The organism is Streptomyces sp. NPDC051987, assembly GCF_040680735.1.
Lineage (GTDB): Bacteria > Actinomycetota > Actinomycetes > Streptomycetales > Streptomycetaceae > Streptomyces.
On sequence record NZ_JBFAXI010000085.1, the window covers coordinates 22,636 to 38,547 of the forward strand.

A 15,912-nucleotide genomic window follows, 5' to 3' on the forward strand; every position below is an offset into this window, starting at 1 on the left:
GATCCGCACACGTCAGGGAGCGCACCGTGACCGCGTCCAACGCGTTCGCCGGAGAGGAACCGGAGTACCTCGACGACGACAGGGGAGTAACCGCACCGCACTGTTCCGCGCAGGTCGATCCGCTGGCCGCCCTGCGCACGCCCGACGACCCGCCCTGGGACGTCTACCTCACCGGCACCGTCTTCCTCGACATCGTCTTCACCGGTCTGGACTCCGCGCCGGTGCGCGGCACCGAGTCCTGGGCCAGGGGCATGGGCTCCAGTCCCGGCGGCATCGCCAACATGGCCACCGCCCTGGCCCGCCTCGGCCTCCGGACGTCCCTGGCGGCCGCCTTCGGCGACGACCACTACGGCGAGTACTGCTGGGACGCGCTCGCCCAGGGCGAGGGCATCGACCTCTCCCCGTCCCGGACCGTGCGCGGCTGGCACTCGCCGGTCACCGTCTCCATGGCGTACGAGGGGGAGCGGACGATGGTGTCGCACGGGCACGAGCCGCCCGCCGAGACCCTGTTCCGCCAGCAGAACGCACCCGGCCACCCCGCGCGTGCGCGCGCCGCCGTCGCCTCCCTCACGCCCGGCAAACGCAACCCGTGGATCGCCCGCGCGGCCGCCGAGGAAACCCGGATCTTCGGTGACATCGGCTGGGACGACACGGGGGAGTGGGACCTGGCCGCGCTCGCCGATCTCGAACACTGCGAGGCGTTCTTGCCCAACGCGGAGGAGGCCATGCGGTACACCGGCGCGGACTGCCCGCGGGCCGCCGCGCACGCCCTCACCGCGTACGTGCCGCTCGCCGTGGTCACCCTCGGGGCGGAGGGGGCGTACGCCGTCGACGGGCGGACCGGGGAGTCCGCGGAGGTGCCGGCGATCGCCGTGGAGGCCCTCGACCCGACCGGGGCGGGGGACGTCTTCGTCGCCGGGTTCGTCACCGGCACGCTCGCGGACTGGCCGCTGGCCGATCGTCTCGCCTTCGCGGGCCTCACGGCGGCGCTGTCCGTCCAGGAGTTCGGCGGCTCCCTGTCCGCTCCCGGGTGGTCGGAGATCGGGGCGTGGTGGCGGAAGGTGCAGTCGGTGGCGGAGCAGGAGCCGGCGGCGCTGCGGCGGTACGCGTTCCTGGAGGGGCTGGTGCCGGAGGAGGACCAGGTGAGGCCGTGGCCCCTCCGCAGAGCGGTACCGACGATCGGCTTCGGCCGGGCGGGATAGGGGGGGGCCGCGGGGGCGGGGCCGCTACCGGCGCTTGCAGGGTGCCTCCCCCAGCCCCCGGCCGGGGGGACCCCAGCGCCCACCCGCGCCTCCCTGGGGGCACCTCCCAGGCCCTTGAGGCACAGCCCGCGGCTAGGACGTGCCCCGTGGGGGCGCGGGGAACTCCGCGACGAAGACGTGCCCCATAGGGGCGCGGGGAACTGCGCGGCCAGCCCCCACCGGCCCGCAGCCGACGACGGGCCGCACCCCCCCGGCCCAAACGCCCCGCACCCGACAAGGAACCGGTGCCCCGGCCCACTCCCCCCGGCCTACTCCCCCCGCACCTTGGCCACCTGCTGACGCACCAGCGACCTCCCCGCCTGAGACACCCCCGCCAGCGCCCCGGCGAACAGCTCCTCCGCCCCGCCCTCCTCGGCGGTCACGCTTCCGCTGGTCACCTCGTAACCCTCCCGGACCGCGACCCTCAGCACGCCCTCCGGGTCCACCGCCGCGGCGGCGATCGTGGGGACCTCCCCGCCCGCCGGGTCCGCGACCTTCGCGTAGGCGCCCCGCACCGGCTTCCGCCAGCGCAGCGCCAGCACGACCGGGGACTTGGCCCGGACCTCCGCGAGGTCCACCCGGTGAACCCCGTCCGGCGTGAGCACGTCGGCCCACGCGTCCAGCGCGATCGCCGCCGGCAGCAGGTCCCGCAGACTCGACCCGGCGATGTTCCCGCCCACCGTCGCCGTCCGGCGAACCGCCCCCGTGCCCACGCCCCGCGCCGCCTGCCGCAGCATCCCCGGAACCCGGTCGTCCAGCTGCTGGAGCAGGACCGCCCCGCCGAGCACCCCGTGCCCCACCGCCGTCGCCTCCGGTACGTTCCGCAGGGACACCGCCTGTTCCGGGAAGCCGTCCCGCTGCCACGCGGCCCATATCAGGGTCGCTCCGCCGACGGGTACGGCCCCCTCGGCCAGGCACTCCCGGGCCTCGGACACCGACGTGGGCAGTCGCAGCAGCACGGCTACCTGCTTTCTGTGCGGACAGGTGGCGTGGAGCGGACGCGGCCCCCCGGCCACGCGTGGCAGTGACGGCACGGATTCTGCCCCGGCGTGCCGGAGCGCATGCAGGGCTCACGGCGGCAGCGGGGGCGCCTCGGAAGAGGAAAAGGCCTACGGCGTTGTCAGCCCCGCGTCGTACGCTTGATACCGCGAGGCCGCCCTCAGCTACGCGGCCGTGACGAGGAGGAACCGCAGGCCTTAAGCGCCGGCCCATGACTCAGACACCCACAGCTCACACTCCCGCGCAGCAGCAGGCCCGAGCTCAGTTCGAGGTTCCCGCCCAGCACCCCATGGTCACCGTGCTGGGATCCGGCGACTCCCTGCTGCGTGTGATCGAGAAGGCCTTCCCGGCGGCCGACATCCACGTCCGGGGCAATGAGATCAGCGCGGTCGGCGATGCCCGCGAAGTCGCCATCGTCCAGCGCCTGTTCGACGAGATGATGCTGGTGCTCCGCACCGGGCAGCCGATGACGGAGGACGCAGTGGAACGCTCGATCGCCATGCTGCGGGCGAGCGAGAACGGGGAGGGCCCGGAGGAGACCCCGGCCCAGGTTCTGACGCAGAACATCCTGTCCTCGCGCGGCCGCACCATCCGCCCCAAGACCCTCAACCAGAAGCGGTACGTCGACGCGATCGACAAGCACACGATCGTCTTCGGCATCGGCCCCGCCGGTACCGGAAAGACCTACCTGGCCATGGCGAAGGCGGTGCAGGCCCTGCAGTCCAAGCAGGTCAACCGCATCATCCTGACCCGGCCGGCGGTCGAGGCGGGCGAGCGGCTCGGCTTCCTGCCGGGCACGCTGTACGAGAAGATCGACCCCTACCTGCGCCCGCTGTACGACGCGCTGCACGACATGCTCGACCCGGACTCGATCCCGCGCCTGATGGCGGCCGGGACGATCGAGGTGGCACCGCTCGCGTACATGCGCGGCCGCACCCTCAACGACGCCTTCATCATTCTCGACGAGGCCCAGAACACCTCGCCCGAGCAGATGAAGATGTTCCTCACCCGGCTCGGCTTCGAGTCGAAGATCGTGATCACCGGTGACGTGACGCAGGTCGACCTGCCGAACGGCACCAAGAGCGGTCTGCGGCAGGTGCAGGAGATCCTCGAAGGCGTGGAGGACGTGCACTTCTCCCGGCTGTCGTCCCACGATGTCGTCCGGCACAAGCTGGTGGGCCGTATCGTCGACGCGTACGAGCAGTACGACAGCACGCACGGCACGGAGAACGGCACCCACAAGGGCGGCCGCTCGAAGTCCGCGCACAAGGGGAAGTAGACAAGCACAGCGCCATGTCGATCGACGTCAACAACGAGTCCGGAACCGAGGTCGACGAGCAGGCGATCCTCGACATCGCCCGCTACGCCCTCGCGCGGATGCGCATCCACCCGCTCTCCGAGCTCTCGGTGATCGTCGTGGACGCCGACGCCATGGAGCAGCTGCACATCCAGTGGATGGACCTGCCCGGCCCGACGGACGTCATGTCCTTCCCGATGGACGAGCTGCGGCCGCCGTCGAAGGACGACGACGAGCCGCCGCAGGGGCTGCTCGGCGACATCGTGCTCTGCCCGGAGGTCGCCGCCAAGCAGGGCGCCGAGGCCGAGACCCAGCACTCCATGGACGAGGAGCTCCAGCTGCTCACCGTCCATGGAGTGCTGCACCTGCTCGGCTACGACCACGAGGAGCCCGACGAGAAGGCCGAGATGTTCGGTCTGCAGGCGGCCATCGTGGACGGCTGGCGGGCGGAGCAGGGCCTGACCGGGCCCTCCCCGGCGCCGACGGTCTCGTAGGCGGGCGGGTCGTTCTCGTATGAGTCCGCAGATCGTCCTCGGCGCGATCGCGCTGGTCGTCGTCGCCTGGCTGGCCGCCTGCGCCGAGGCGGGCATCGCCCGTGTCTCCAGCTTCCGGGCCGAGGAGGCGGTGAAGTCCGGGCGGCGCGGCAGCGCCCGGCTCGCCGAGCTCGCCGCCGACCCCACCCGCTACCTCAACGTGGCGCTGCTGGTCCGCGTCGCCTGCGAGATGGCCGCCGCCGCCCTGGTCACCTACGCGTGCCTGAAGGAGATCCCCAGCACCTGGCAGGCGCTGCTCGCCGCGATCGGCGTGATGGTGCTCGTGTCGTACGTGGCCGTCGGCGTCTCCCCGCGCACCATCGGCCGCCAGCACCCGCTGAACACCGCGACGGCCGCCGCGTACGTGCTGCTGCCGCTGGCGAGGATCATGGGCCCGATCCCGTATCTCCTCATCCTCATCGGCAACGCCCTCACCCCCGGCAAGGGCTTCCGCCGCGGCCCGTTCGCCTCCGAGGCCGAGCTGCGGGCCCTGGTCGACCTCGCCGAGCAGGAGTCGCTGATCGAGGACGAGGAGCGCCGGATGGTGCACTCGGTCTTCGAGCTGGGCGACACGCTGGTGCGCGAGGTCATGGTCCCGCGCACCGACCTCGTCGTCATCGAGCGGTACAAGACGATCCGCCAGGCCCTGACCCTCGCCCTCAGGTCCGGTTTCTCCCGGATACCCGTCACCGGGGAGAGCGAGGACGACATCGTCGGGATCGTGTATCTCAAGGACCTGGTCCGCAAGACGCACATCAGCCGGGACGCCGAGTCCGACCTGGTCTCCACCGCGATGCGGCCCGCGTTCTTCGTGCCCGACACCAAGAACGCCGGCGACCTGCTGCGCGAGATGCAGAAGGAACGCAACCACGTCGCCGTCGTCATCGACGAGTACGGCGGCACGGCCGGGATCGTCACCATCGAGGACATCCTGGAGGAGATCGTCGGCGAGATCACCGACGAGTACGACCGTGAGCTCCCGCCCGTCACCGACCTCGGCGACGACCGCTACCGGGTCACCGCCCGCCTCGACATCACCGACCTCGGCGAGCTGTACGGGCTCGAGGAGTACGACGACGAGGACGTGGAGACCGTCGGCGGCCTGCTGGCCAAGGCGCTCGGCCGGGTGCCGATCGCCGGTGCCTCCGCCCAGGTCGAACTCCCCGACGGGCGCAGGCTGGCGCTGACCGCCGAGTCCGCCGCGGGCCGCCGCAACAAGATCGTGACGGTGCTGGTGGAGCCGGTGCCGGTACCCGTGCCCGACGCGTCGGAGGACGACCCCGAGTGACCCCGGACCAGCTCCGCGCCTTCTGCCTCTCCTTCAATGCGGCCGAGGAGGTCTTCCCCTTCAGCCCGGACATCTCGGTCTTCAAGGTGCTGGGCAGGATGTTCGCGCTCAGCTGGATCGACGCCGAGCCCCTCAAGGTCAACCTCAAGTGCGACCCCGAGGACGCGATCCGGCTCCGCGGCGAGCACGAGGGGCTGATCGCGCCCGGCTACCACATGAACAAGCGGCACTGGAACACCGTGACCGTGGACGGCGCCCTTCCCGAGCGGCTGGTGAGGGAGCTGATCGAGGACTCCTACGACCTCGTCGTCGCGGGCCTGCCGAGGGCGCAGCGACTGCGTCTGGACCGGCCGTGACGGCGATCAGCCGTTGAGTTTCCGCACGGCACGGGCAGTGAGTTCCACCGCGATCAGAACCGAGGCCGTGCCGGAAACCGTGACGGCCACCTTGTTGTCGTGCTTGACGTCGAGCAGGCGGACGCACTTCTCGCCGCGGAGATCACCGGCGTCCTCGTGGTCGAGACGGATCTCGACCGTGCCGGGGCCGGGCATCACATAAGCGACGGCCGGCAGCGGCCGGGCTGTGCGGTAGATGCGGACGTAGGTCGGGTCGCGCGGCGCGTTCTCGTTGGGTCTGCGCAGGTCGCCGCTGAGCTCACCGCTCTCCAGGACCCGGCGCACGTAGTCGTCCGCGCCGACCGCGGCCTGCGGCTCCGCCTTCTCCCGTCCCCATATGAGCTGCATGATCCGGTACTGCTGGTCCGCGGGAAGGTGCCTCAAGACGGGACCCTGCCTTCCTGGTCATCGGTTCGGTGTCCGCGAGCTGCACGGCATTCCGACCGTACCCACATTGCAGGCCCGGCACGGCCGCTAATCCGGTTGCCCGCGGTGGGCGGCGCGCGGTCGGATCTCTGGCATGACCATCAGGTATCCACGTCCCTTGTGTCCCGGTGACCGTGTCGGTGTGACCTCCCCATCCAGCGGTGTGCCCGAGCCGCTTCGCGCGCGGCTCGACGTGGCCGTCCGTACGGTCGAGGCGGCCGGGTACGAGGTGGTGGTCGGGCGGTGCATGGACGGTGCCACGCATGTCAGCGCACCGGCCGCCGAGCGCGCCGCCGAACTCACCGGGATGCTGACCGACGCGTCGATCCGGGCAGTGGTACCCCCGTGGGGTGGTGAGACCGGCATCGACCTGCTACCCCTGCTCGACTTCGAGGCCATCGGGCGAGCCGAGCCGACCTGGGTCGTCGGCTACTCGGACATGTCGACGCTCATCACCCCGCTGACTCTGCGTACCGAGATCGCGACCGTACACGGCAACTCCCTCATGGAGACGCCCTACCGGCCGTCGGAGGGGCTCCTGTCCTGGCTGGACGTCGTGGCCGCGCCGCAAGGTCGGCCGTTCACCCAGTCCCCGCCGGGGCGGTACCGGGCGACGGGCCGGGACGACTGGATCGGGGACCCCGGTGTCCGGGACCTCACGCTGGACACCGAGGGCGCCTGGACCCGGCTCGACGGGGCCGGGGACGTGGACGTGGCGGGGCGGCTGGTCGGCGGGTGCATCGAGGCCATCGCCAACCTCGCCGGGACGCCATATCTGGACACGGACAGCTTCGCTGAGGGCGAGCCGCTGCTGGTGTACGTCGAGGCCTGTGAGGACAACGCGTTCAGCATCTGCCGTCAGTTGCACGGCATGCGGCTCGCGGGGTTCTTCGACCGGGCGGCCGCAGTGCTGGTCGGCCGGACCCGGGCGCCAGGCAGCCCCACCCTCACCCAGCACGAGGCCGTGCTCGACGCGCTCGGACCGCTGGGGGTGCCGGTCGTCGCCGATGTGGAGTGCGGACATGTGCCGCCGTATCTGCCGTTGGTGAACGGCGCGAGAGGGCGGGTGGTGCACACGGCCGGACGGAGTCAGATCGTCCAGACTCTCGACTGACTCCGTCCGGGGGGAGGAGGAGGGGGAGGAGCGGGTGCCGGTCAGGGCTGTTCGTATGCTCGGGGCATGACCGACAGCAACGCGCTTGATGCCGAGGACCGCAAGATCGTCACCCTGGCCCGCTCGGCGCGGGCCCGCAACCAGGTGCCCGAGGGGGCGGCCGTACGGGACTCGACGGGCCGGACGTACGTGGCGGGGACGGTGGAGCTGCCCTCGCTGCGGTTGAGCGCGCTGCGGACGGCGGTGGCGATGGCGGTGGCGTCGGGAGCGGAGTCGCTGGAGGCGGCGGCGGTGGTGTCGGGGTCGGAGGCGGTGGGAGCCGAGGATCTCGCGGCGGTGCGGGATCTTGGGGGGCCGGGGACACCGGTACTGCTGGCGGGGCCGGACGGCGAGGTCCGGCTGACTGTCTTCGCCTGACTGTCTGTCTGCCCACCCGCCCACCCGACTCGCTCCGCCGAGAAGCGAGGTCTTGTCTGACTCCGTCGGGGGAGGGGCGGGGTTGGTTGACCGGGGTGGCCGGGGCGTGGGGGCGGGTGCGGCGCCGTCGTGGCCGCTCGCGCAGTTCCCCGCGCCCCTTCGGGGCGCCGGTGCCGGTCCCCCCCCACGGAGCACGGGCCCCCTTTCCGAACGACGGCGCTGGTCCGACGCACAGGGGCGCGGGGAACTGCGCGAGCAACCCCCACGGCGCCGCAGCCGCCCCCACGCCGCAACCGCCCCTCTCGGCCGCCCCCTCGCCGTAGTCGGCCAGATTTCAACCTTGTAGGTCGGTGGCGCTCGCGCATCAATGGGGACCGTAAGTTCCGACGGACCGTCAGATTCGGCCCCGCGGTGTGTCCGCACCCACCCGGACCGGGGTCACCGTCCCACATGGCATCCCAGGCAACGGGAAGGGAACCGATCCCATGAAACGCATAGCCACCGGTGCGGCACTCGCGGCGGGGACCCTCGCCGTCACGGCGCTGGCCTTCGCCCCCTCGGCCGCCGCCGTCACCCCGACCACCGCCACCGTCACCGCCAGCTGCGGCATCTTCGGCGGCGGCACCGCCACCCTCACCGCGACCCAGAGCGGCACGAGCGCCACCCTCACGCTCACCTCCAGCGCGATCACCACCCCGCTCGCGCTGTCGGCGAACTCCATCTCCTCCACGCTGACCATGGCCAACTCGACCGGCGCCAACCGGGTCTTCAGCGGCACCGTGAACCCGGCCATGGCCGCCGGCTCCCCGGTCACCGTCGGCCCGCTCCCGGGCACCGTGGCCTCCGGTGACAGCCTGGACTTCTACAAGGGCTCGCTGAAGATGGTCATCTTCGGCATCACCGTCACCTGTACGTCCAGCTCCGCCCAGTCCCCGGGCCCGTTCGTCTTCTGAGCCGGCCGACGGGTTCGTTCCGGATGCCGCAGAAGCTGATGAACCGTCAGATTTCTGCGGCATCTCCATTGACTTCTCACGCGGCCTCCCCATCAATGGCCCCCTGTCGGCGCAGACGAGCCGCTGCGCCCGCAACCCTCAGGAGGGGGGCACACATGGGTTCACCCCCACGATCACGAAGATCTCGACGGTGGCGCTGGATCTCACTGTTCGGGGCGACCGCGCTCGCGGTCACGGCGGGTGGCGCGCTGGCCTGTCCGGCCGGCGCCGCCGGGACGAACGTCGACTTCGCCACGCACTGCATCCCGCCCGCCGTCGCGGGCCTGCCGCCGATCGACGGCACCACCACCGCCAACGTCTCGGTGGACAACACCACTCCCAAGGTCGGCGACACGGTCACGGTGACCTACACCGTGGTCACGCCCGCCGCGAACAACCCCACCGCCCTCGCCCTGCCGGCCGACATCATGACGCCGACCGGGAAGGTGACCCTGGGCGGTGCGCAGACGGGTGACGTGACGGTGACCGGGCCGAAGAAGAACGATCCGGTGCCGGGCTACGGGACCTTCCCGTCGTTCTCCATGACGGGGACGTTCACCGTGACCTCGCCGGGCGCCATCACCCTCTCGCCCGGTGACTACAACATCCACACCAGCTACATCCTGGAGCTGGACACCCCCTGCACGGTCACCAATCCGCCCGCCCCGGTGTCGCAGACCGTCACGGCGACCTCGACCACCCCGGTCAACAACCGTGCCATCAGCCTGGACAAGGCCTCCGGCAACCCCGGTGACAGCGTGACCGTCACCGGCAAGAACTTCACGCCGGGGGCCACCGTGACGCTGGCCGGGCGGTCCGGCGGCAGCCAGACCGCCGACACCGCCACGGCGACCGCGGGCTCCGACGGTTCCTTCAGCGCGCCCGTCGTCGTCAACGACAAGACGACGACCGGGATCGTGGCGTACGAGGGGAGCGCGTGGAGCGACGGCCTGGGGGCCGGACCCGCCGCCTACACCGTCAACGACACCACGCCCGTGCCGCCCGGCAGCCAGAAGCTGACGACCACGGTCAAGGCGGGGACGCTGTCCATGTCCCAGGCCGGGGACTCCGTCGCGCTGTCGGCGGTCGACTTCGGGCAGGGCGGGGCGTCCACGGGCAACCTGCAGACCGTCACCGTCAAGGACTTCCGCGGCGGTCCGGCCGGCTGGTCGCTCACCGGCAAGGTCACCGACTTCACCGGTCCCGGCGCCAAGATCGACGCCGGGAAGCTGAGCTGGACGCCGAACTGTGCCACCAAGGCGGGCAGCCCCAGCACCTGTGCGGCCGGTTCGGCGGGCACCGTCGGCAGCTCCGGGGCGACCCTCGCCTCGACGCCGGACGGAACGCTCACCGGCGGCGAGTTCACGGTCGACGCCGGACTCTCCCTGGACGTACCGGCGTTCACCCCGCCGGGGTCGTACTCCGGCGTCCTGACCCTGACGCTCACCTGAGCCGAAGGGCGACTCCACCGTGGCGACCGGGCTTTCGCACACCGGGAGACCCGGTCGCCCCCGACCCGCTTCCGACCGGGGGTCCGCACCCATGCGTCGCGCCAAGCCGTATGTCCTCCTCCTGAGCCTGATCCTCGGCGTCCTGTGCACGGCGTCTCCCGCGCGCGCCGCCGACAACGGAAGCTGGTCCGTCTATCCGGTCGCCTCGAAGATCGCGGCGCGGCCCTACTTCTACCTCTCCCTCGACCCCGGGCAGACGATCACCGACAAGGTGGCCGTCGCCAACAAGACCGGCAGGCCGCTGACCTTCCGGCTGTACGCGGCCGACGCCTACAACACCGCGCGGGACGGCGGCTTCGCCGTCCGGACGGTGCGGGAGCGGATGCGCGGGGTGGGGGCCTGGGCGAAGCTCGGCAGGGCGCGGGTCACCGTGCCCCCGCACCGGACGATCACGGTCCCGTTCACCCTGCGGGTGCCGAAGGGCGCCGAGCCCGGTGACCATCCGGGGGCGATCGTCGCGCTGGACGAGAAGGTCGACCCGGGGGCCGGTGCCCTGGCGCTCGGCGTGCAGCGGGCCGTCGGCGCCCGTGTCTACCTGCGGGTGAGCGGGCCGACGCTGCCGGCCCTCGCCGTCGAGCACGTGCACCTCGCCCATCACCAGCCGCTCGTGCCCGGCCTCGGCGACAGCACGGCGACGATCACCTACACCCTGCACAACACCGGCAACGTGACCCTGGACCCGAAGGTGCGGCTGCGCGCCGAGGGTCTGTTCGGGCGGACGCTGCTCAGCCGCACCCTCACCGGGGTCCCCACCGAGCTGCTGCCGGGAGAGCGGGTCAGGCTCACCGCGCGCTGGCGGGACGCGCCCCAGCTCGACTGGGGCGACGTGACGGTGACGGCCAGCGCGACCGGCACCCGGGAGTCGGCGAGCGCGTCGTTCCTCGCGCTGCCGTGGCTGGTGGTGGCGGTCGCGTTCGCCGCCGGAGCGGCCGGCGGCGCGCTGTTCGCCCGCAGGCGCCGCGGGGGCGGGCGGCCGCCCGCCGGGTGGTTCAGAGGGCGTCGGGGCCGCGCTCGCCCGTCCGCACCCGTACCACCGTCTCCACCGGCACTGCCCACACCTTCCCGTCCCCGATCTTCCCCGTCTGCGCGGCCTTGACGACCGCCTCGATCGCCGGCTCGGCGTCGGCGTCCTCGACGACCACCTCGATGCGGACCTTGGGGACCAGGTCGACGCGGTACTCGGCGCCCCGGTAGACCTCGGTGTGGCCGTGCTGCCTGCCGTAGCCGCTGGCCTCGGTCACGGTCAGGCCGTGCACGCCGAGCTCCTGGAGCGCGGTCTTCACCGCGTCGAGGCGGTAGGGCTTGACGATCGCGGTGATGAGCTTCATGGCTGGCTCTCGACCTTCTGGGCGGTGGGCAGGACGGAGTGGGCGACCGGGGCGCCGTGGCCCAGGACCCCGTGATCGTAAGCGGTCTCGGCGTGCACCGTGAGGTCGAGGCCGGTGTGCTCCTGGTCCTCGGCCGCCCGGAAGCCCAGCACCGTGTCGAGCAGCTTGCCGATGCCGTACGTCACGCCGAAGGCGTACGCCGCCACGGCCGCCACCGCCACCGCCTGCCGGCCCAGCTGGGCGAGCCCGCCGCCGTAGAGGAGCCCCTCGGCGTCCGACGTCATGGCTTTCTCGGCGAACAGGCCGATCAGCAGGGTGCCGATGACTCCGCCGACCAGGTGGACGCCGACGACGTCCAGGGAGTCGTCGTAGTCCAGCTTGAACTTCCAGCTGACGGCGTACGAGCAGACCACGCCCGCGGCGAGACCGACGACCAGCGCGCCGAGCAGGGAGACCGAGCCGCAGGACGGGGTGATGGCGACCAGGCCGGCGACGGCGCCGGAGGCCGCGCCCAGGGTGGTCGGGTGGCCGTCGCGCCGCTGCTCGACGAAGAGCCAGCCGAGCAGGCCGGTGCAGCCGGCGGCCAGGGTGTTCAGGAAGACGGCGGCGGCCAGGCCGTCGGCCCGCATCGCCGAGCCCGCGTTGAAGCCGAACCAGCCGAACCAGAGCAGACCGGCGCCCAGGATCACCATCGGCAGGTTGTGCGGCCGCATCGCGTCCTTCTTGAAGCCGAGCCGCGGGCCGAGGACCAGGCACAGGGCGAGGCCGGAGGCGCCGGAGGTGATCTCGACGGGCAGACCGCCGGCGAAGTCCAGGGCGCCGAGGCGGTGCCCGATCCAGCCACCGGGGCCCCACACCCAGTGCGCGACCGGAACGTATACGAGCAGCGCCCAGACGGGGACGAAGACCAGCCACGCGCCGAACTTCGCCCGGTCCGCGATCGCGCCGCTGATCAGCGCGGCCGTGACGATCGCGAAGGTGAGCTGGAAGGTGGCGAAGAGCAGGGTGGGGACGGTGCCCTGGACGCTGTCCGGGCCGAGGCCGCGCATGCCCGCGTGGGCGAGGTCGCCGAGGAGCCCGGCGCCGAGGTCGTCGCCGAAGGCGAGCGTGTATCCGCCCGCCAGCCACACCACGGTCACCAGGGCGATCGACACGAAGCTCATCATCAGCATGTTGAGGACGCTCTTCGTGCGGACCATGCCGCCGTAGAACAGGGCCAGCCCCGGGGTCATCAGCAGGACCAGGGCGGTGGCGGCGAGCAGCCAGGCGGTGTCACCGGTGTCGGTGTGCGCGGCGGAGAGGAACACGGGCGTCTCCCACAGGGGTCGGGGCTCGTCAGAGGGTCACCGGTCCCGGTTTCCGGTTGCGTACGGCCGTGTTTCCGTGACGTTTCGTTGCGTCGGGGTTACCGAAATCTCACGGTGCGGCGGGGCCTCGTGGATCAGGGAGAATGGGGGCCATGAGCGTTCGCAGCCAGTCAACCGAGCCGTCGGAACCGTCGGAGGCCGTCCACCGGGCGGGCTTCGCCTGTTTCGTCGGGCGCCCCAACGCGGGCAAGTCCACCCTCACGAACGCTCTGGTCGGGCAGAAGGTGGCGATCACCGCGAACCAGCCGCAGACGACGCGGCACACGGTGCGCGGGATCGTGCACCGGGAGGACGCCCAGCTGATCCTGGTCGACACCCCCGGCCTGCACAAGCCGCGCACCCTGCTCGGCGAGCGGCTCAACGACGTGGTCCGCACCACCTGGGCCGAGGTGGACGTGATCGGCTTCTGCCTCCCGGCGAACGAGAAGATCGGTCCCGGTGACCGCTTCATCGCCAAGGAGCTCGCCGGGATCCGCAAGACCCCGAAGGTCGCCGTCGTCACCAAGACCGACCTCGTCGACTCCAAGACCCTCGCCGAGCAGCTGATCGCGATCGACCAGCTCGGCAAGGAGCTGGGCTTCGAGTGGGCCGAGATCGTCCCGGTGTCGGCGGTCGGCGACAAGCAGGTGAGCCTGCTGGCCGACCTGCTGGTGCCGCTCCTCCCGGAGGGCCCGGCGCTCTACCCCGAGGGCGACCTCACCGACGAGCCCGAGCAGGTCATGATCGCCGAGCTGATCCGCGAGGCGGCCCTCGAAGGCGTCCGCGACGAGCTGCCGCACTCCATCGCCGTCGTCGTCGAGGAGATGCTCCCGCGCGAGGACCGCCCCGCCGACAAGCCGCTCCTCGACATCCACGCCAACCTGTTCATCGAGCGCCCCAGCCAGAAGGGCATCATCATCGGCCCCAAGGGCAGGCGCCTGAAGGAGGTCGGCATCAAGAGCCGCAGGCAGATCGAGGCACTGCTGGGCACACCGGTCTTCCTGGACCTGCACGTGAAGGTGGCGAAGGACTGGCAGCGGGACCCGAAGCAGCTGCGCCGGCTGGGTTTCTAGGACCGCCGCGGCGCGGGTGCCCCGGGCGGTCAGGAGCGGCTCGGGGTCATGTCCTGCAGGCCCACCACGCGCAGCAGTTGCAGGCGTTCGTACGACTCCGTGCCCGGGCGGGCCGTGTGGATGACGAGCTGCTGGTGGGTGCTGGTGTTGACGAGGACTTCGCAGTCCAGTTCCAGCAGGCCGACCGCGGGGTGCAGGAAGCGCTTGGTGGCCGCGCGGCGTACCGCCACCTCGTGTTCGGCCCAGAGCGTCGCGAACTCCTCGCTGCCGGCCATGAGTTCGGCGACGAGGGCGGTGGGGACCGGGTCGGCGGGGCGGGCCGCGGCCACCGCGCGCAGGTTCGCCACGTGTTCGCGGGCCCGCAGCGGGCGGTCCTCGGGTGGGCAGAGCCGCTGGGCCGCCGGGTCCAGGAAGAAGCGGCGGACCAGGTTGCGCTCCCGTGGCGGCCGGGCCAGCAGGTCGCCGCTCAGCGCCCGCGACAGCGCGTTCTGGGCGAGGACCTCGCCGCAGTCGGTCGTCACCAGCGCCGGGGTGTCGTCCAGCCGGTCCAGGACCAGCAGCAGCCCCGGGCCGACGTGGGTGCTGGTCGCCTCCCGGCGCGGGGGTTCCTCGCCGGCCAGGTGGAACAGGTGGTCCCGTTCGTCCGCCGTCAGGCGCAGCCCGCGGGCCAGTGCCGTCAGCATCTGGCGGGACGGGCGCGGGCCCCGGGACTGTTCGAGGCGCGTGTAGTAGTCGGCGGACATGCCGGCCAGCGACGCCACCTCCTCGCGCCGCAGCCCCGGGGTGCGGCGCCGGGCGCCGGGGGGCAGGCCCACGTCGGAGGGGTCCAGGCGGGTGCGGGCGTGGCGCAGGAAGTCGGCGAGTTCGAGGCGGTTCACCTCTCCAGGGTGGCCCGGGGCGTCCGGCTTATCCAGGGAGTGCCGGTCCCCTGATCGGGAGGTCTCTGCCGGTCGGCCCGGCGCGCGGCGAGGGTGGTGGGACCGAAGCGAAGGAGAAGGTCATGATCACTCTTGTCACCGGTACCACCGGGCAGGTCGGGCGGCGCTTCGTGCCGCGGCTCCTGGCACAGACCCGGCCCGGGGAACGGGTGCGGGTGCTGGTGCGGGACGCCGCCCGGGGCGAACGGTTCGCCGCGCTGGGTGCCGAGGTCGTCGTCGGCGACCTGCGCGACGAGGAGGCGCTCGGCAAGGCCGTCGCCGGGGCGGACGCCGTGGTGAACGTCGCCGCCGCCTTCCGCGGGGTGCCGGACGAGGAGGCCTGGGCGGTCAACCGGGACGCGGCGGTGGCCCTGGGGAAGGCCGCGGTCTCGGCAGGCGTGCGGCGGTTCGTACAGGTCAGCACCGGAAACGTGTACGGCACCGGACGCGGCCGCCCGCTCACCGAGGAGGACGAGAGCCGGCCCGGCGGCGAGATGTGGGGCGCCTATCCCGAGTCCAAGATCGCCGCCGAGCGGGAGCTGCTCGCACTCGGCGGCGGCATGGAGGTGCGCATCGGGCGGCTGCCCTTCGTCTACGGCGAAGGCGACCCGCACCTCGTCAACGTCATGGCCTGGGCCGCGCACTGGGCCCCCGCCCAGCGGCTCCAGATGGCCCACCACGCGGACGTCGGCCAGGGGCTGCTGCGCCTGCTGTACGCCCCGGCGGTGCACGGCCCGCTCTACAACATCGCCGACGACGCCCCCGTCACGACCGTGGAACTGCACCGGCTCAACGGCGTCGAGATGCCCGCGGACGCGTACACCCGGACCGACCCCGACCCGTGGTTCGGGATCATGTCCAACCAGAGGATCCGCCGCGATCTCGGCTTCCGGCCCATCTACCCGAGCGTCTGGACGGCCCGGGACGCCGGGGCGCTGTAGGACCGGGCCGAGCACGCCGTCGGCAGGGCCGCGCCGCCGGCCGCCCGCGGTGCCGTCGCCTCTGATCGCGCCCCGGGTTCTCGGCCTCGCCGGA

17 protein-coding genes are annotated in these 15,912 nt (G+C 72.2%); 12 read left to right on the plus strand and 5 right to left on the minus strand.

All coding sequences use genetic code 11. The annotated features are described in order from the left end of the window. The first annotated feature begins 26 nt into the window (after nucleotides 1-26). On the plus strand, nucleotides 27-1,202 hold the full coding sequence (locus AB0M11_RS32355; RefSeq protein WP_365711686.1) for a PfkB family carbohydrate kinase: 1,176 nt from the start codon (nucleotides 27-29) through the stop codon (nucleotides 1,200-1,202). Between the two features lie 308 nt (nucleotides 1,203-1,510). Here the strand turns inward: AB0M11_RS32355 and AB0M11_RS32360 are convergent, their stop codons facing one another. Further along, entirely contained in the window at nucleotides 1,511-2,200 is a 690-nt protein-coding gene (locus AB0M11_RS32360) for an FAD binding domain-containing protein (RefSeq protein ID WP_365711687.1), read from the minus strand. Nucleotides 2,201-2,451: 251 nt separating this feature from the next. On the opposite strand from AB0M11_RS32360, the gene AB0M11_RS32365 reads away from it, so the two are divergent. Genes AB0M11_RS32365 through AB0M11_RS32380 form a run of 4 tightly spaced genes read left to right on the plus strand, consistent with a single transcriptional unit; the run spans nucleotide 2,452 to nucleotide 5,714 of the window. After that, nucleotides 2,452-3,519, plus strand: a complete 1,068-nt coding sequence (locus AB0M11_RS32365; protein WP_365711688.1) for a PhoH family protein — start codon at nucleotides 2,452-2,454, stop codon at nucleotides 3,517-3,519. Nucleotides 3,520-3,533: 14 nt separating this feature from the next. Continuing rightward, the gene (ybeY, locus tag AB0M11_RS32370) at nucleotides 3,534-4,031 is read left to right on the plus strand and encodes an rRNA maturation RNase YbeY (protein ID WP_132886709.1); all 498 of its coding nucleotides are present in this window, start codon (nucleotides 3,534-3,536) and stop codon (nucleotides 4,029-4,031) included. Nucleotides 4,032-4,050: 19 nt separating this feature from the next. Beyond that, nucleotides 4,051-5,358: a hemolysin family protein gene (locus tag AB0M11_RS32375; RefSeq protein ID WP_365711689.1), complete on the plus strand. Its 1,308-nt coding sequence runs from the start codon at nucleotides 4,051-4,053 to the stop codon at nucleotides 5,356-5,358. Further along, nucleotides 5,355-5,714, plus strand: a complete 360-nt coding sequence (locus tag AB0M11_RS32380; protein WP_365711690.1) for an MmcQ/YjbR family DNA-binding protein — start codon at nucleotides 5,355-5,357, stop codon at nucleotides 5,712-5,714. The genes AB0M11_RS32375 and AB0M11_RS32380 overlap by 4 nt, the downstream gene beginning before the upstream one ends. A 6-nt stretch (nucleotides 5,715-5,720) precedes the next feature. On the opposite strand, the gene AB0M11_RS32385 is transcribed toward AB0M11_RS32380, so the two are convergent. Beyond that, nucleotides 5,721-6,137 (minus strand): hypothetical protein, encoded by a 417-nt coding sequence (locus AB0M11_RS32385; RefSeq protein ID WP_365711691.1) that lies wholly within the window; start codon nucleotides 6,135-6,137, stop codon nucleotides 5,721-5,723. Nucleotides 6,138-6,273: 136 nt separating this feature from the next. Here AB0M11_RS32385 and AB0M11_RS32390 point away from each other — a divergent pair, with 136 nt between their 5' ends. The 5 genes from AB0M11_RS32390 to AB0M11_RS32410 all read left to right on the plus strand — a co-directional run bounded on the left by AB0M11_RS32390 (nucleotide 6,274) and on the right by AB0M11_RS32410 (nucleotide 11,309). Beyond that, nucleotides 6,274-7,293 (plus strand): S66 peptidase family protein, encoded by a 1,020-nt coding sequence (locus tag AB0M11_RS32390; RefSeq protein WP_365711692.1) that lies wholly within the window; start codon nucleotides 6,274-6,276, stop codon nucleotides 7,291-7,293. A gap of 66 nt (nucleotides 7,294-7,359) precedes the next feature. Beyond that, nucleotides 7,360-7,710, plus strand: coding sequence for a cytidine deaminase (locus AB0M11_RS32395; protein WP_365711693.1), 351 nt, complete (start codon nucleotides 7,360-7,362; stop codon nucleotides 7,708-7,710). Nucleotides 7,711-8,195: 485 nt separating this feature from the next. Continuing rightward, nucleotides 8,196-8,663: a hypothetical protein gene (locus tag AB0M11_RS32400; RefSeq protein WP_365711694.1), complete on the plus strand. Its 468-nt coding sequence runs from the start codon at nucleotides 8,196-8,198 to the stop codon at nucleotides 8,661-8,663. Between the two features lie 155 nt (nucleotides 8,664-8,818). Continuing rightward, complete coding sequence (locus AB0M11_RS32405; protein WP_365711695.1) at nucleotides 8,819-10,153, plus strand: beta-xylosidase; 1,335 nt, start codon at nucleotides 8,819-8,821, stop codon at nucleotides 10,151-10,153. Nucleotides 10,154-10,244: 91 nt separating this feature from the next. Beyond that, nucleotides 10,245-11,309: a DUF916 domain-containing protein gene (locus tag AB0M11_RS32410; protein WP_365711696.1), complete on the plus strand. Its 1,065-nt coding sequence runs from the start codon at nucleotides 10,245-10,247 to the stop codon at nucleotides 11,307-11,309. Here the strand turns inward: AB0M11_RS32410 and AB0M11_RS32415 are convergent. Together AB0M11_RS32415 and AB0M11_RS32420 are read right to left on the minus strand one after the other, a co-directional pair. Then, entirely contained in the window at nucleotides 11,203-11,541 is a 339-nt protein-coding gene (locus tag AB0M11_RS32415; protein WP_365711697.1) for a P-II family nitrogen regulator, read from the minus strand. The two genes, AB0M11_RS32410 and AB0M11_RS32415, sit on opposite strands and share 107 nt — an antisense overlap. Beyond that, nucleotides 11,538-12,848, minus strand: coding sequence for an ammonium transporter (locus AB0M11_RS32420; RefSeq protein ID WP_365711698.1), 1,311 nt, complete (start codon nucleotides 12,846-12,848; stop codon nucleotides 11,538-11,540). The genes AB0M11_RS32415 and AB0M11_RS32420 overlap by 4 nt, the downstream gene beginning before the upstream one ends. A gap of 143 nt (nucleotides 12,849-12,991) precedes the next feature. On the opposite strand from AB0M11_RS32420, the gene era reads away from it, so the two are divergent. Beyond that, complete coding sequence (gene era / locus AB0M11_RS32425; RefSeq protein WP_365711699.1) at nucleotides 12,992-13,960, plus strand: GTPase Era; 969 nt, start codon at nucleotides 12,992-12,994, stop codon at nucleotides 13,958-13,960. Between the two features lie 29 nt (nucleotides 13,961-13,989). On the opposite strand, the gene AB0M11_RS32430 is transcribed toward era, so the two are convergent. Next, nucleotides 13,990-14,838 (minus strand): helix-turn-helix transcriptional regulator, encoded by an 849-nt coding sequence (locus tag AB0M11_RS32430; RefSeq protein ID WP_365711700.1) that lies wholly within the window; start codon nucleotides 14,836-14,838, stop codon nucleotides 13,990-13,992. 122 nt (nucleotides 14,839-14,960) lie between these two features. Here AB0M11_RS32430 and AB0M11_RS32435 point away from each other — a divergent pair, with 122 nt between their 5' ends. Continuing rightward, on the plus strand, nucleotides 14,961-15,818 hold the full coding sequence (locus tag AB0M11_RS32435) for an NAD(P)-dependent oxidoreductase (RefSeq protein WP_365711701.1): 858 nt from the start codon (nucleotides 14,961-14,963) through the stop codon (nucleotides 15,816-15,818). The last annotated feature ends 94 nt before the right edge of the window (nucleotides 15,819-15,912 follow it).

Bases quoted from the DNA above. Each gene is read 5' to 3' on its own strand.
- AB0M11_RS32365 (WP_365711688.1), top strand. From the start codon at position 2,452: ATGACTCAGACACCCACAGCTCACACTCCCGCGCAGCAGCAGGCCCGA.
- ybeY (WP_132886709.1), top strand. From the start codon at position 3,534: ATGTCGATCGACGTCAACAACGAGTCCGGAACCGAGGTCGACGAGCAG.
- AB0M11_RS32375 (WP_365711689.1), top strand. From the start codon at position 4,051: ATGAGTCCGCAGATCGTCCTCGGCGCGATCGCGCTGGTCGTCGTCGCC.
- AB0M11_RS32390 (WP_365711692.1), top strand. From the start codon at position 6,274: ATGACCATCAGGTATCCACGTCCCTTGTGTCCCGGTGACCGTGTCGGT.
- AB0M11_RS32395 (WP_365711693.1), top strand. From the start codon at position 7,360: ATGACCGACAGCAACGCGCTTGATGCCGAGGACCGCAAGATCGTCACC.
- AB0M11_RS32400 (WP_365711694.1), top strand. From the start codon at position 8,196: ATGAAACGCATAGCCACCGGTGCGGCACTCGCGGCGGGGACCCTCGCC.
- AB0M11_RS32405 (WP_365711695.1), top strand. From the start codon at position 8,819: ATGGGTTCACCCCCACGATCACGAAGATCTCGACGGTGGCGCTGGATC.
- AB0M11_RS32410 (WP_365711696.1), top strand. From the start codon at position 10,245: ATGCGTCGCGCCAAGCCGTATGTCCTCCTCCTGAGCCTGATCCTCGGC.
- AB0M11_RS32415 (WP_365711697.1), bottom strand. From the start codon at position 11,541: ATGAAGCTCATCACCGCGATCGTCAAGCCCTACCGCCTCGACGCGGTG.
- era (WP_365711699.1), top strand. From the start codon at position 12,992: ATGGGGGCCATGAGCGTTCGCAGCCAGTCAACCGAGCCGTCGGAACCG.
- AB0M11_RS32435 (WP_365711701.1), top strand. From the start codon at position 14,961: ATGATCACTCTTGTCACCGGTACCACCGGGCAGGTCGGGCGGCGCTTC.